This window comes from Acidithiobacillus sp., from assembly GCF_023255755.1.
Classification (GTDB): Bacteria; Pseudomonadota; Gammaproteobacteria; order Acidithiobacillales; family Acidithiobacillaceae; genus Acidithiobacillus.
In genome coordinates, this window is the sequence record NZ_JAGDVS010000093.1 from 1 (window position 1) to 14,507 (window position 14,507).

At 57.5% G+C, this 14,507-nt stretch carries 17 protein-coding genes; 5 read left to right on the forward strand and 12 right to left on the reverse strand.

Annotated features, from left to right (window positions below; all coding sequences use genetic code 11):
- A partial coding sequence (locus Q0C48_RS06260; protein ID WP_291522603.1) for an FAD-linked oxidase C-terminal domain-containing protein occupies nucleotides 1-227 on the forward strand: 227 nt, incomplete at its 5' end.
- 9 nt (nucleotides 228-236) lie between these two features.
- Entirely contained in the window at nucleotides 237-1,493 is a 1,257-nt protein-coding gene (gene glcF, locus Q0C48_RS06265) for a glycolate oxidase subunit GlcF (protein ID WP_291522605.1), read from the forward strand.
- Nucleotides 1,494-1,547: 54 nt separating this feature from the next.
- On the opposite strand, the gene Q0C48_RS06270 is transcribed toward glcF, so the two are convergent.
- Nucleotides 1,548-2,876, reverse strand: coding sequence for an OprD family outer membrane porin (locus Q0C48_RS06270; RefSeq protein WP_291522607.1), 1,329 nt, complete (start codon nucleotides 2,874-2,876; stop codon nucleotides 1,548-1,550).
- Between the two features lie 153 nt (nucleotides 2,877-3,029).
- Entirely contained in the window at nucleotides 3,030-3,953 is a 924-nt protein-coding gene (locus Q0C48_RS06275) for an extracellular solute-binding protein (RefSeq protein ID WP_291522608.1), read from the reverse strand.
- Between the two features lie 208 nt (nucleotides 3,954-4,161).
- On the opposite strand from Q0C48_RS06275, the gene Q0C48_RS06280 reads away from it, so the two are divergent.
- Genes Q0C48_RS06280 through Q0C48_RS06290 form a run of 3 tightly spaced genes read left to right on the forward strand, consistent with a single transcriptional unit; the run spans nucleotide 4,162 to nucleotide 6,584 of the window.
- A complete protein-coding gene (locus Q0C48_RS06280) occupies nucleotides 4,162-5,859 on the forward strand; it encodes an ATP-binding protein (protein ID WP_291522610.1) in 1,698 nt (565 codons plus the stop codon).
- A 42-nt stretch (nucleotides 5,860-5,901) separates the two neighbouring features.
- The gene (locus Q0C48_RS06285) at nucleotides 5,902-6,216 is read left to right on the forward strand and encodes a hypothetical protein (RefSeq protein WP_291522612.1); all 315 of its coding nucleotides are present in this window, start codon (nucleotides 5,902-5,904) and stop codon (nucleotides 6,214-6,216) included.
- A gap of 38 nt (nucleotides 6,217-6,254) precedes the next feature.
- A complete protein-coding gene (locus Q0C48_RS06290) occupies nucleotides 6,255-6,584 on the forward strand; it encodes a Rieske 2Fe-2S domain-containing protein (protein WP_291522613.1) in 330 nt (109 codons plus the stop codon).
- Between the two features lie 20 nt (nucleotides 6,585-6,604).
- Here the strand turns inward: Q0C48_RS06290 and Q0C48_RS06295 are convergent, their stop codons facing one another.
- The 10 genes from Q0C48_RS06295 to Q0C48_RS06340 all read right to left on the reverse strand — a co-directional run bounded on the left by Q0C48_RS06295 (nucleotide 6,605) and on the right by Q0C48_RS06340 (nucleotide 14,425).
- The gene (locus tag Q0C48_RS06295; protein WP_291522615.1) at nucleotides 6,605-6,838 is read right to left on the reverse strand and encodes a hypothetical protein; all 234 of its coding nucleotides are present in this window, start codon (nucleotides 6,836-6,838) and stop codon (nucleotides 6,605-6,607) included.
- Between the two features lie 59 nt (nucleotides 6,839-6,897).
- Nucleotides 6,898-7,128 carry a zinc ribbon domain-containing protein gene (locus tag Q0C48_RS06300; RefSeq protein ID WP_291522618.1) on the reverse strand — a complete coding sequence of 77 codons (231 nt, stop codon included), beginning with the start codon at nucleotides 7,126-7,128 and terminating at the stop codon, nucleotides 6,898-6,900.
- A gap of 68 nt (nucleotides 7,129-7,196) precedes the next feature.
- On the reverse strand, nucleotides 7,197-7,982 hold the full coding sequence (locus tag Q0C48_RS06305) for an ankyrin repeat domain-containing protein (RefSeq protein ID WP_291522620.1): 786 nt from the start codon (nucleotides 7,980-7,982) through the stop codon (nucleotides 7,197-7,199).
- Nucleotides 7,979-9,595 (reverse strand): nitroreductase family protein, encoded by a 1,617-nt coding sequence (locus tag Q0C48_RS06310; protein ID WP_291522622.1) that lies wholly within the window; start codon nucleotides 9,593-9,595, stop codon nucleotides 7,979-7,981. The genes Q0C48_RS06305 and Q0C48_RS06310 overlap by 4 nt, the downstream gene beginning before the upstream one ends.
- 64 nt (nucleotides 9,596-9,659) lie before the next feature.
- Nucleotides 9,660-9,992 carry a nitrogenase-stabilizing/protective protein NifW gene (locus Q0C48_RS06315; protein WP_291522623.1) on the reverse strand — a complete coding sequence of 111 codons (333 nt, stop codon included), beginning with the start codon at nucleotides 9,990-9,992 and terminating at the stop codon, nucleotides 9,660-9,662.
- Nucleotides 9,993-9,996: 4 nt separating this feature from the next.
- A complete protein-coding gene (gene cysE, locus Q0C48_RS06320; RefSeq protein WP_291522750.1) occupies nucleotides 9,997-10,761 on the reverse strand; it encodes a serine O-acetyltransferase in 765 nt (254 codons plus the stop codon).
- A 60-nt stretch (nucleotides 10,762-10,821) separates the two neighbouring features.
- On the reverse strand, nucleotides 10,822-11,982 hold the full coding sequence (nifV, locus tag Q0C48_RS06325) for a homocitrate synthase (protein WP_291522625.1): 1,161 nt from the start codon (nucleotides 11,980-11,982) through the stop codon (nucleotides 10,822-10,824).
- The gene (gene nifS / locus Q0C48_RS06330) at nucleotides 11,975-13,183 is read right to left on the reverse strand and encodes a cysteine desulfurase NifS (protein WP_291522627.1); all 1,209 of its coding nucleotides are present in this window, start codon (nucleotides 13,181-13,183) and stop codon (nucleotides 11,975-11,977) included. The genes nifV and nifS overlap by 8 nt, the downstream gene beginning before the upstream one ends.
- A 2-nt stretch (nucleotides 13,184-13,185) precedes the next feature.
- On the reverse strand, nucleotides 13,186-14,061 hold the full coding sequence (nifU, locus tag Q0C48_RS06335) for a Fe-S cluster assembly protein NifU (protein ID WP_291508413.1): 876 nt from the start codon (nucleotides 14,059-14,061) through the stop codon (nucleotides 13,186-13,188).
- Nucleotides 14,062-14,065: 4 nt separating this feature from the next.
- The gene (locus tag Q0C48_RS06340; protein WP_291522629.1) at nucleotides 14,066-14,425 is read right to left on the reverse strand and encodes an iron-sulfur cluster assembly accessory protein; all 360 of its coding nucleotides are present in this window, start codon (nucleotides 14,423-14,425) and stop codon (nucleotides 14,066-14,068) included.
- Nucleotides 14,426-14,507: the final 82 nt, after the last annotated feature.

A 14,507-nucleotide genomic window follows, 5' to 3' on the forward strand; every position in this document is an offset into this window, starting at 1 on the left:
GCAGAGACACCGCATCGCGCTGGCTGCGCAGCCAGCGCGATGCGGTGTCTCTGCGGCAACTGGCCGCGCAGTATGGCGGTCACGCCACGCTTTTCCGTGGCGGCGCACGCGCGGCAGAGGTGTTTCAGCCCATGGCGCCGGCCATGCTGGCGCTGCAGCAGCGTCTCAAGGCCGCCTTTGACCCCCGCGCCATCCTTAACCCCGGCCGTTTGTACGCCACGCTCTGAGGCCTGTTCATGCAAACCCGCATTTCTCCCCGTTTTCAGGATGACCCGGCGATTGCCGAAGCCAACGCCATCCTTCGCACCTGTGTGCACTGTGGCTTCTGTAACGCCACCTGCCCCACTTACCAGATTCTTGGTGACGAACTGGATGGCCCGCGCGGTCGTATCTACCTGACAAAAGAGTTCCTGGCCGGGACTCCCGCGACCAAACACAGCCTGCAGCATCTGGATCGCTGTCTCACCTGCCGTGCCTGCGAGACCACATGTCCTTCCGGCGTGCGCTATGCGCGCCTGGCGGAAATAGGCCGCGAATACATGGAAGTGGAAATCGGTCGCCCGGCGCTGGAGCGCCTCGAGCGCCGGGCCCTGCGCGCCATCGTACCCTATCCCGAGCGTTTTCGTCTGCTGGTGCAGTTGGGCAATATATTCAAACCTCTGCTGCCCAAAGCGCTGGCGGAAAAAGTCCCGGCCTTGCCGCAGACCCTGCTGACTACAGCCCGGCCCACAGTGCCCGCCACCCGCCGGGTCGTCGCCCTCGGCGGCTGTGTGCAAAGTGTGGTGGCTCCGGCCACCGAGGCCGCTCTGGAACAGATTCTTGCCACCCTCGGCGTCGCCGTCGATGTGCCTGCCAGCGCTGGCTGCTGCGGAGCCCTCAGTCTGCATCTCAATGCCCATAGTGAGGCCCACAAATACATGCGCCGCAACATCGATGCCTGGTGGCCTCTGATCGAGGCGGGCAGCGAAGCCATTCTGGTCAGTGCCAGCGGCTGCGGCAGCATGGTCAAGGATTACGGCGAAGCACTGCAACATGATCCCGACTACGCCGAAAAGGCAGCTCGTATTTCGGCCCTCGCCCGTGACCCCAGCGAATGGCTGATCGGTTTCGTGGATGAAATCCCTTTTATTCCCGAATACCGTGGCACCGTAGCCTTTCATGCGCCCTGCACATTGCAGCATGCGCAGCGCGTGCAGGGCGTGGTAGAACAATTACTACAGCGTGCCGGTTATCACCTGACCGTCGTGCATGACCCCCATATCTGCTGCGGGTCTGCTGGCCCCTACGCTATCCTCCAGCCGGAATTATCCCGACAACTTCGCGGACAAAAGCTGGATGCGCTCCAGGCCGAGCAACCGGACTGTATCGCCACTGCCAACATCGGCTGCCAGATGCATCTACAGGGCGGCACGGATGTCCCCGTTAAACATTGGCTGGAACTGGTGTTGACGGCGCTGGATTACTCTGCTCATGAGCCACATGTTGTTCCATAAGACTGCTCACTGGTTCGAGCGCCCTTTGGAGCACAAACTCTTATGGTATTGGTGCTAAAATTGGTAAATCATCATTATCCGGTTGTACACAAAGGAATGCTGCCCTGATCCAGGAAACAGCCCGGCCGCACCGCCATTGCCGACTTCCACCTGATCACGCAGGCACAACCCATTAAACATGCCCTGCGGAAAATAGCTCACATTAAAGTGGGTCCAGTTGCTGTTGCCGGAGAAATAGGTGGCGAATTGGGAGAAGCCGGCCGTAAGTTGCACCTGTTTATGCCAGAGCCAGTACGCCACACGCACCCGCCAGCCGTGACCGGGGCCGACGCCCACCAGGCCCTGAATCATGGAATCCACATAGAGCGGATCGGCAGTGTAACCGACGGTATAGGGCGAGATGATGGCACCGCCACCCAGGGCACGGGCATGGTGTAGGGTCGCATCATAGCCCCACCAGAGGCTGCCGTTGGGGAACTGGAAACCGGCTTTTACACCCCAGTTGGTGCTGTTCACACCTTGCCCTGGCTGGCCAAAGAGGGTGGTACCGGTGCGCGCAAAGGCATCGCCGGCCCCCCATTCCCTGGTGAACTGCGCATCCACAAAGGGCTTGAGGACGAAGGTGGTGGGCAGGGCGTAGTGGCCGCTCCAGTAGAACATATTGGCGAACTGGTCGAACTGATAAAACCAGGCAACGGTTTTAGCGCGCTGCGCGCGATATTGCGCGCCGAAGGCCACCACTCCGTTGGTGGGTGGGGTATTGGCGGGCAGCACATTGGGTCCACCATAGAGGGAGTCGCCTTCATAGTGGCCGGGATAATAGAGGTTGTCCCGATAGAACTGGCCGGTAGTGCGGTCTTTCCAGCGGAAAACCCGTAGCGCACTGAGTTGCAGGCCGCTGATGGGATGGGCCTCCAGGGTCACGCCCTGATAGGTGACGGGAATCACCCGCCCACCGACCCGGTTCAGCCAGGGGGTATCCACCAACTGGTTGCCTGCCTTGGCGGTGACCCATTTGTCCTGATATTCCAGATAGGCCTGACCCATCGCATTGACGGAGGGACTGGTACCCATGAGGGTTTTGTCGATCCGGGCCGGATTGCTGGGCTGCGTGCCGAGTGCGTTGGCGGTGTAAAAACTGACGCCGACACGGAAGCCCGAGAGGAAGGGTGCGGTGACGATATTGATGCGTCCGGCCAGGGAGTAGGCATAAGCATTGACGGTGTTAGGCGTGCCATAAAGGCGGCTGAAGTAATAGGAACGGATTTGTCCGTCAATATGGCTTTTCGCAAAAAACTGCGAGAGTGTTTCGGCTTGGGCACTAGCGTTGAAGGCGCCAATCAAACTGGCTGCTGTTATCAGGTGAAGGATATTTTTCTGCATGGAAATAGCTCCTGCGTATCGCGCATGGTGGTTTTCATTGCGGTATTTGGAATATAACGCGGCATAAACAGCAGGGTCGCGGAGGGATACCTCACCCCAGCAAACCGGCGAACTGTTTACGCCGGGCGCCGAACGCCCTGGCGCAGACCCGCTTTATTTCAACATGTCACCCTTGGGGGGGTTATAGCCGGTCTCTTTGAACATGGCCTGACCCTGGGGGCTGGTCATGAAGTGGATAAAGGCCTTGCCCAGTTGGGGATCGGGCGCATCCACGGGTACCGCAGCATAGAAGACCAGGGGCTGGGTATGCACGGTCTTGGGTTTTCCGTCCACATTCAGGGTGAAGTGGACTTTGCTGTACCAGTCTTTGACCATGGCCGGATTGCTGAGATTGATCTGATCGGGCAGGGTGATATAAGGCAGATGCAGGGATTTTACAGCGCTGAGATAACCCGATGAGGCGGCCATCTGGCCACTCTTGAGGCGGGAAAGTAATGATGCCTCCGTGAATATTTGCTGCGGGTTCTCGACCGGGCCGAGGACTTTGTTCACCAGATCCGGCTGGTGGTAATACTTTTCGGCCAGCATGAAGGTGAAGACGATATTTTGCCCTTGAGGATCGGTTTTGGGATCTGTGCGGCCGAAGACTACCCCTGGCTTCTGCAGGATTTCATACCAGGGCACTTTACCTTCTGCGGCTTCCTTAAAGTCTTTGGCGTAGGGGCTGTCGGGACTATAAGCGATGCACATGGCGGTACTGGCGACCGGATAGGCCTCCTTGACCAGACCGGCCTTTATCAGCACCTCTATGGGGCCAGGGGTGATGGAGACAAAAACGTCGGTGCGCAGTTTGTGGGCGGCGATGAGTTGGGCGAGACCGTAAGCGCCTTGGCCCTCCCCCTGATATTGCACGTTATGGGCTTTGGCGAAGGTCGGCCCGAGATGCAGGTCCATGACCGCACCCATGGAGCCTGCGTAAGCGACATGCAGGTCTTTGGCCATGGCCTGGGGCGATAAACCCAGCAGGCTGGCGGCGACGATGAGTGCAAGGGAACTTTGATAGTGACAGTGTTTCACGGGCTCTACTCCTGTGGCTTGCGAAATATTCACTGGAATATACCGGCAAATATTTTTTGCTGTCAACAGGCTTTTTAAGCTGGTCATGCCCCGATGTGCCATGAATTTGGCATCTTTTTTGCTGCATCTTCCACGCGGCCACATTACCCACTTATTTGTTCGTTTTCTGACAATAATGTGTACTTATTGACATCCAAGGAGAGGCTTTTTGAAACTGCGGATACGGCGGGCGCAGGTCGAGGCGATGGTGCAGGAATTCCCGCATCTGGCGAGCTTGCGGGAACAGCTTCGTTTCGGGGATGTTGCTGAATTGTCTTTTCAGCAATTGACGCATTCTGAACTGGGTTTTCTCGCCACGCTGTATCAGGCAGGGGGACCGGAGTTGCATGCACAATCCGCCATATTATTTGCCCTGAAAAAATCCAGGCAGGGTAATGATCTGCGTTTCGGACCAGAGGATGATCTCGAACTATTATTGCCAGCGCTGGCCGGCCTGCTGATTGAAGACGCCATCCGGGGCTGGCTGTTCAGTATCAATGTGGATGGTAAGGCCCTGGCTTATGTCATCACCAGACTGGATTATGTGGCACCGGGAAATGACGAAACTGGCAAGATCGTCATGGAGCTGAAAGCGAATGCCAAGGGAGTCATTGCAAGCCTGACCATTCGTATTTCCGCGGGTGATATGGCAAATCGTTCGGTGAGGGAAATTCTCGCTGCAAAGGGATTTTTGAAAGAAACTCCGGAGTTGATTGCTGCCTACGACGAAGAAGTCTCCCGTTATTTCGAATGGCGTGGACATTATGGTGCACAGTATTCGGCGCTCGGGGTCGGTTTCTATGCCGAAGATCCCAGCGCGACACATCGGGATACCGACTGGTCACGAAAAGACGTGATCATTTTGTCGGCGGGAGAGGGCAGGGCGCGTCTGGTCAATGATGAGGGTATTCTGACCGCCAGGGTCACAGCACTGGAAGTGACCGGGGATATTCTCGGCCCCTATTTGCGCAAAGCGGCAAAAAGCAATCGCTATAGCGCCGAAGAAGAGATGGGGCAATTCCGCTCTGTTATCGAGAATGGGTTGTTCACGAAAATCCCCGTGCATCCCTATTTATTCATGTTTCACCTGGAGCTTCATCATTATCTCTGGGTGCATGTCAGCGACATTGCGCCTTACGCTTACCAGCCCACATTGAAGCAAAAGCTGATTTTACCCGCTGAACAGACAGATCTTATTGATATTTTGACTGCCGAGATGGATGTCCTGATGGACGATATCATCACCGGGAAATCCGGCGGGACGACAGTTCTTTGCGCCGGACCCGCCGGCGTAGGAAAAACGCTCACCGCCGAGGTGTATTCTGAAATTATTCAGCGACCGCTGTATCGGGTGCATTCAGGACAACTCGGACTGAATGTGGCCAGTATGGAGACCGCGCTGAAGGAGATACTGACCCGCGCCCAACGCTGGGGCGCCGTTATGCTGATTGATGAAGCGGATGTCTATATCAAGCGCCGGGACGACAATATGACGATGAACGCAGTGGTGGGCGTTTTTCTGCGGGTGCTGGAGTATTTTAATGGTTTGTTGTTTTTGACCACGAACCGGGTGGATGACATTGATGAAGCCATTGTCTCCCGTTGCATTGCCCTGATTAAATACAATCCCCCGGATGGCAATGGACGCCGACAAATCTGGCAGGTGATGTGCGATCAGTTTTGTCTCGATATCTCCATGTCGGCCATTGACGAATTGGTGGATATTTTTCCTGCAGCCACTGGCAGGGATATTAAGGGACTGGCCAAACTGGTGGCCAAATTCTGTAAACAGAAACAGGTGCTGCCGACTGTGGAGGTCTTTAAACGCTGTTCGGTATTTCGCGGGCTGGAACCAGCCGCTGCGTGACCTTGGAGATACGAGTTTTTAATGCGATATGGAGAAATGAATATGCGTACAATCATTACCCTGGCAGGCCAGGATGTGGGATTGGTGAGCGAAAACGATATGGCCCTCGCCATACAGGCGGCTGAGGAGGTCTTCGCGCAGCATGGGGCTGACCCTATGGCTTGCGAAGTGGCCAATCAAAAGCAGTATAGTGATGCGGAAATTACCAGGGATGAAGCGTTATTGTGCGCCATCTGGGAAGAAGCCAATTATGCCGCCTGGCACAAAGCCACTATTGGCTGGATGAGTCGGGATATTGATCTTTACATGATGGTGCGAAGTGCTGCAGCGGATGTCATGGATGCCATATCAGCATAATATATTGTGTGTTTTCTGGATTAAAAAGGAGTTTCACCATGTTTGGTAAAGCCTGTGATTTTAACGAGCTGCGACAAGGAAAATATGAAGTGGCGGTGGTTAACCGGATACTGCTCGTGATTGTGTGGCCCATCCGGGGTGAACCCCGGGCTTTTCATGGGATGTGTCCCCACGCCAATGAACCACTAGCCGATGCCCGCTTCGATGGGGAGACCCTGACTTGTGCACACCATGATTGGGCATTCAGCAGTGAAACAGGCGCATGCATCAAGGGCCAGCCCTGTACCCTCAGGGAGTTTTCGCTAAAGATTGAAAATGACGAAGTGCTAGTGGATACCGGTGATTTTGCGCCCAATGGACCCCGCTAAAGCCACTGGCAAATTCTGAACTAAAACCCGTCTCTCTTGCTTCCCCAGGGATGAGAGCCGGGAACCACTTCCGCTTTGATTCCGGCTTTTTCAACATCGGTGAGGGTTTTATAGAGGGTCGATTCATGGGCTAATATGCTGCCCTGCATTACTGCGACATAGCGTGCCGGCAGGTCGACATCGCAAACGTAACCGCCTCCCGGGTCCTCAACGCTGCGTAAATTGCCATCCCAATCCATGAAAAAGCCACTCATGATAAATCCTCGCTGGTGTTGTTCCAAAAGTCGGTGGGGGTGAAAGAATGCCTGCCGAGTCAGCGTGATTTGCGCTCGGCGGGCGAAAAATTGCTCAAGTGCCCCTCTTTCGCGGCTTGCGCACGACCACGCGCCATCAGTCCGGCACTGCGACCAGGTGCGGCCACCCGCGAAAGTTGTTTTTCCAGGTGTTGGCTGCCGCATTGCGGGCAGTTTGGGATATTTGAGCCCATGACCAGTAATTCAAAGTCGGCGTCGCAATCGCAACAATGGTAATCGAAGATAGGCATTATTGTTCCTTTGTCAGGTTATGGCCAAAACGGCATCTGTTACCCGGTACAGCAATAATGATGCCTGTTCAGGTGGCGGCTTTTACCCGCCTCGGTGTTTCGCGCAACAAATTCAGACATTCCAGATTGGCGACCATATCCAGTGCAGTGAAATCATCGAACGAAAGGAGCCTCCGGTCCGCACCGAATGCCAGCAAACGCTCCACTACCGTCGTCTTGCCAGCGGATGCAGCATACATCAGGCAAGTGGCGCCGTTGTCATTCTGGTGGTTGAGGTTGGCGCCAACCGCGACCAGCAGGTCCACTGTGTCAAGATTCTCACTGACACAAGCGAACCAGAGGGCCTGATTGCCATCGTTGTTGCGCTGGTGCGGGTCGGCACCGGCGGCGAGCAGTTCAGCCACCCGTTCAGGATGGCCTTCACCGGCAGCGCGCATCAAGGGCGTCACCCCGTCGCGGGTGCATGCGTGGATGTCTGCGGCGGGAAACCCCTGCGCCGTCAGCCAGCATTGCAGCGCCTCGGTAAGCTGCGGATTTGCGGGCGTATGCACCTTGCACCAGGCTTCGTAACCGCCATCCAGACTATATACCTCCGCAAAACCAAAATCGGCAAAGAGTTGGGCACGCATCTGGCTGGCGTTGCCATGGTAGCAATAGATCAGCACGGGACGATGTTTGGCCATGTTCAGCACATAGTCATCGGCGTTGTAATCGCCCAGGGGAGAAGCTCCGGCAATATGTCCGGCCCGGAAGTCGCTGGGATGGCGGCAATCCAGTAACACGGTGTTGTCCTGCCTTTGCAGGAGTTCGCGGGCCTTATGCACATCAATACGCTGAAAGGAGCGGGTATTCATGAGTTTTCTCCGGTGTGAGTGTTCAGTTCTCGGTGGGCATAGGGCGGGAGGGTGCTAATCCGCGTATCCGTCAGGGCATGACCCACGGTGAAGTGGTAAAGGGATTGCAGGCTGTTATCCTTGATCCCCAATATTTCATGCACGGCATCATCAAAAAAACAGCCGATGCCGGTGGCGTTCAGACCCAGGGATTCGGCTTCCAGATACAATATCTGGCCCAGCAGCCCGGCTTCCTGGTAGAGCAAACGATAATGCCAGGCACCGCTCTTCAGGGGGTCGGCATACTCCGCCAGAAAGGCCACGGCAAAGCAGCTATCGGCAGCAATGGCCTGATGACAGGACAGGGTCCGGGCGATACTGCGCACGTCGCCACTATAGAGTCGCCGCAGGGGCAGATGGGTGGGCGCAGTAGCCACTGCTTCCCAGGAGAAGTCGGGATTGAGGGCCATGCGTAGCACTGGGCCGCCCTCTGCTGTGCGGGGCAGGGCATAGAGGCCGCTACTCAGGCCACTAACGCGATGCACAAAAAGTATCGGATGGATGCGTGGGGTGAAGGGCCAGACATCCCAGGGCAGGCCGGAACGGGGCAGCAACGCATCCAGGAGCGTAAAGAAATCGTCAGCCGCCATGGCCGTCTTCGGGTCGAAGCGCTGGGCGCTGCGCCGACGGCGGATCAGCGCGCTGGCGGCGGTCTGCCCCGATTTTTTGCGTACTGGCCATGGATCAGGCGGAAGCGGGTCGGGAGTGAGTACCGGCATCCTGCTGGCGCTGGTCGTTTCGGCGATGACCGGCCACTGATACAGGGGGTGGGGATCCAGGCAGTTGGCCTGACCCCGCCATTGCCCCGGCAGCGCAGCGGGACTCCCGACAGCGGAGGATATTGTATCGGCTGGGAGGATTTCCAGCAGCAGCTCCGCATCCTCGCCTTCGGCATGCGCGAAATCGCTGGAACGATCCAGGCCGAGGAGACTGCGCAGTCGGGTATCGTCCACATCCCCGCGCAGGCGAAGGTGCCAACCCAGGGTACCCGCAGCGTAGCGCAGGGCACCCAGCGCATGGCCAATATCCAGTTGGCAATAACGCAGTGCCCGTTCGCCATATTTCCACGCTTCGCGCCACGCTATGGAAGTCAGCGCGATATACACCCCTGAGCCGTGCTGTCCGGTATCGGGATACCAGCGTTGTTCTAACAAATGATCCCGACTCAAATAGTGGTAGAGTCCATCACTGATGCCATGCACCCCGAAGGCGAGAAGATAGGCCTCGGTGGGATGCAGGTTGCCGCTGGACGGGTTGCAGCGCAACGCCCAGCGATCCGGGCCGTATTCCTTCCATGCCGCCAGCCCGAGGGAAATCTCCAAAAACTGAGCGACCGCCTGGAGAGTGAAGGGTTGGGGCGTGGCGGCGGGCAGCCCGGTGAAGGTGACGGCAGTTTCGTCCGTCAGCAACGGTAAGATGCGCTGCGGGCTTCCGGTGAACTCGCGGAAGGGGTTGGGTTGTGTATCCCAGTCCAGCGTTTCCGGCCCGGCGGCATAGCGATTCAGGTGATGCTTGGACCGTTCATGGTAGGCCATCACCACTTGCACCGCTTCGCTGTTATCGCTTGTCGCCATGATGTGCGCCGTTCCGTTAGTCAGCCTTGGTCGTGGCATTTTATTCTGGCGCGGCAACCGCCTGTCAACGCGCTTTCGGCGCGCTGACCGCCACCTTTTCCAGAGAGACGTGACTGACACCCATGGCCTGATGAAAGACTTTGAACACCTTTTCGGAGACTGCGTCAGATACCACAAAATCCTGATACGACTGGCTGAGTAATTTCACATAAAGCGCTTGCAGCGCCTGATCATCCAGGGTGTCCGTATTCCCCTCCCTTTTCAGGTAGTCATGAAAACGTTTGAGGATATGGAGACGATTAATATGGACTACCGTCTCATCATAGTCGATGTTCAGAAACTTCAGGAAATCCTCAGCGGAGGACAAACTCGCCAGTGTTTTACGTAGATCACTCATGGTGTCATCCTTGGAATTCGTCAGAGGGGAGGGGAGCTAAAGCTGCTGGGCTGCTGTTTGGCCCACACAGGTTGGGATCGGAATCCGGACAGTTATTGCAGTCTTTTTCCGTCAGTTGCACAGCACGCCCGCTGGACTGGGCCTGCAATTCCAGTTGGGAAATCCGTTCCATCAGGCACTGAATGGCCTTGCCCACCGGGTCCGGCATGAGATGGTGATCCAGATCAATACCGTGGGCGTTGATGCGGCGGCGTTCCGCAGGCAGCACGACGCGGCCGGGGATGCCCACGACCGTCATACCCGGTGCCACATCGTTAATGACCACCGCATTGGCACCCACCTGACTGTCATGACCGATAGTGACGGGCCCGAGGATCTTCGCACCCGCACCCACCATGACTCGATCCTGTAATGTCGGGTGACGCTTGCCCGGATTCCAGCTCGTGCCCCCCAGCGTCACCCCATGGTACAGGGTGCAATCATCACCAATCTCAGCCGTTTCGCCAATCACCACGCCCATGCCGTGATCAATGAAGAATCGGCGCCCGATCTGTGCCCCCGGATGGATATCGATGCCGGTCGAGAAGCGCGCCATCGCGCTGAGCACGCGCGCCGGATACCGCCAACCGCCCCGCCACCAGCGATGGGCGAGTCGATGTGCCAGCAACGCGTGTACCCCAGGGTAGGTAGTGAGGATTTCCAACGTACTACGGGCAGCCGGATCGCGTTCGAAAACACAGTGAATATCGTCGCGCAGGTTGCGCCACAGACCGGACTTGCGGGGTTGTTCTTTGTCGAGCAGGGTAGCAGCCACGGGCGTGTCCTCCATTCAGGAATGAGCGTGCAGGGACTCCACGCTCTCCAGAAGAAAGCGATGCAGGTCCTCTACGGGCGGTGGTGCCTTGTGCTGAAGCACATAGACGCGAATCTGTTTGAGGATGCTTTGTGCTTGTAATTCGGTGATGGCGCTGCCCAGTTCAGCGTAGGCGCGCATGATGGCCTTGGTACCGGAGTGCTTGCCCAGCACCATGTTATGCTGGCGCCCCAGTTCCTCCGGGTCGAAGCTCTGGTAATTGCGGGGGTTTTTGATCAGTCCATCGACATGAATGCCCGACTCGTGGCTGAAAATGGCATCGCCGACGATGCTTTTTCCGGCGGGCACCGGTCGCGCGGAAGCCAATGCCACCAATTGCGAAATTGCCTTGAACTGGCGCACTTCAATGCCGGTCTCGAAGCCGTGCAAATGATGCAGACACATGACCACTTCCTCCAGCGCGGCGTTACCGGCGCGTTCGCCGAGACCGTTCACTGTCGTGTTCACATGGGTGGCACCAAAACGCAGGGCCGCGATGGAGTTGGCAGTGGCCAGACCCAGATCGTTGTGGGCATGGATTTCAATTTCCATGTCCGTGGCCGCCCTTAAGCGCCGCATGATATGGGCGGTATTAAAGGGTTCCAGAATGCCCAGGGTGTCGGCATAGCGAAAGCGGCGCGCCCCCGCTCGTTGTGCGACCTCCATGACCCGCAGGATAAAGTCCAGCGGCGTCCGGGAGGCATCTTCGCCGCCCACAGCCGCGTCCATGCCGCTGTCCAGCACCTGCTTCACCCGGCGATCCACCTGCTGCAAGACCCACTGACGATCTTTGCCCAGCTTGCTGCGAATCTGGATATCTGAAACCGGCACCGAGGCGTTGACCATATCCACAGCACAACGCTTTGCCGCAGCGAGATCCGTATCGTGCATCCGGCACCAGACCACCAGGCGGGCGGGGAGGCCCATCTGGGCAATGCCCCGGATGGTTTCCTCCTCTTCGCTCCCCATGGCGGGGATGCCGATCTCCAACTCCGGAATCCCGGCATTGGCCAGACTCTCGGCGATAGCCAGTTTTTCCTCGGGGTGGAAAGCCACCCCTGCGGTCTGTTCGCCGTCGCGCAGGGTGGTGTCGTGGATTACCGAGAAGCTTTTGGAGATCGGGCTGATTTCATGCATACACAGGTGCAAAAGCGTTGTCAGTGAGAATGGGGCCGTTGGCCCCCCAGTAGGGGGACAGACGCCGCAATTGCTCGATGATGGGCGGTGTCTGCGCAATCACCAAGTCCACTTCTGCTTCCGTGGTCTCCCGGGAGAGAGAGAAACGGATGGTGCCGTGCGCCGCCGTATAGGGAATGTCCATGGCGCGCAGCACATGGGACGGCTCCAGCGACCCGGAGGTACAGGCGGAACCCGAGGAGGCGGCGATGCCGACCCGGCTCAGGAGCATAAGAATGGCCTCGCCCTCGATGTATTCAAAAGAGATGCTGGCCGTATTGGGCAGGCGGTGTTCCGGATCGCCGTTGGCGAAAGCATAGGGCACCTGTGCCAGTATCCCGGCCTCCAGACGATCCCTTAAAGCGCGCACCACGGTGTTTTCATACTCCATGTGCTCCAGGGCCATGTCTGCCGCCAGGCCCAGGGCGATAATGCCCGTGGTATTTTCTGTTCCGGCCCGGCGTCCGCGTTCCTGGTGGCCACCGCGCAGCATGGGTCGGTAGCGGGTGCCCCGGCGCACATAGAGCGCACCGATGCCCTTCGGGGCATGCAGCTTATGCCCGGAGAGGGAGAGCATGTCGATGGCCGATTCCTGCATGTTCAGGGCAATTTTGCCCACCGCCTGCACGGCGTCCGTATGAAAGAGTGCGCCTTTCTCCTTGGCCATCCGTGCCATGGTTTCGACGGGGAAGATCGTTCCCGTCTCATTGTTGGCATACATCATGGAGACGACGGCCACCTGCTCGCTGAGCGCCGCGGCATACGCCTCCATGGAGATGCGCCCAAGCCGGTCCACGGGAATGTAGTGGACTTTATAGCCTTCATGACGTTCGAGATGATCACAGAGAGACAGAATGGCGGGGTGTTCCACCACGCTGGTGATGATTTCCCGGCGGCTGGGTTGTATGGCTAGGGCCGAGAGGATGGCGGTGTTATCGGACTCCGTACCGCAGGAGGTAAAAATGATTTCCGAGTCGTGTTCTACCCCCAGCAGCGCCTGTACGGAGGCGCGCGCTTCTTCCAGACGTTTGCCCACATCGCCGCCGAAGCTGTGCATGGAGGAGGGGTTGCCGTAATATTCGCTGAAGTAGGGAAGAATGGTCTCCAGCACCCGGGGATCTACCCGGGTGGTGGCATTGTTGTCCATATAGGCGCTGCTCATGGCTATACCCCCACGGCTTGCGGCATGCTGGCCGGAACTACCCGTACGGGACGGCCCAGAGTCAGCATCAGGCGTTCCTGGATGCCGGAAATGGTGATCCCGGAAGACTGGCAGTTCATGCACGAGCCGCTCATGGCCACCATGACCGTATCACCATCCACATCGACCAGTTCGATATTGCCGCCATCCATCTGGAATTGCGGGCGCATTTCATCAATCACGGCGGATATTTTCTGGATTTTCTGCACCATGGTCATGGGCGCGGGGGCGGCTTTGGCGGCGGGTTTTGCTGCCACCACCGGTAGCGGCGCGCTGCCGTTTACTGCCGCGAGGATATCTTCGATCTGCTCATGGCAGCTCTGGCAGCCGCCGCCCGCCTTGGTATAGAAAGTGATCTCTTCGACCGTCGACAAATGGTTTTCTCTAGCCACTTTCTCAATCAGCGCCGAGTCAATGGCGAAGCATTTACATACCAGCGCGCCTTCTTCGTGATCATCTGCCCATTCTTCGCCGCGGTAATTGGCGATGGCGGCGTGCAGGGCCTCGGCACCCATAACGGAACAATGCATTTTCTCCGGAGGAAGCCCGCCCAAAAACTCAGCGATGTCCTGATTGGTGATTTTGAGCGCTTCATCCAGCGTCTTGCCCTTGATCAGTTCAGTCAAGGCCGATGACGAGGCGATGGCGGAGCCGCAGCCAAAAGTCTGGAAGCGGGCATCCAGAATGACATCCGTATCCGGGTCTACCTTGAGCATCAGGCGCAGGGCATCCCCGCAACTGATGGAACCGACCTCGCCGACCGCATTGGCCTCTTCGAGGACCCCGGTATTCTTGGGGTTGAAAAATAAATCTTTGACTTTATCGGTATAATCCCACATGGCGTCAGCTCCGATGTCCGCAGGAGGAGGCTGAGGCTTCGTCTCCCGTGGTGAATGATGACCCGCAACCGCAGGTCCCCGTAGCATTGGGGTTTTCGAAACGGAAGCCGCTGCCGCTAAGTTCGTCCACGTAGTCAATGACGACCCCGCTGAGCAGTGTGGCGCTGGCGTTGTCCACGTAAACCGGCACGCCCTCTATCGCCACCACGGTGTCCTCGGCGCCTGCTTCGGCCTCCAATCCCATTCCATATTGATAACCGGAACAACCGCCCCCGGTCACCGCAACCCGTAATCCGCTCGCTTCAGGATTCTCGGCAAGCAGATTCTTTACGACATCAATGGCTTTTTCCGTCAATATCAGCATGACATACTCCTTACGCGACAGGGGTTCCTGTGTGCTTCCTTGCAAGACTTGGGCCAGTTTTTGGATTTGTTATCAACTTATT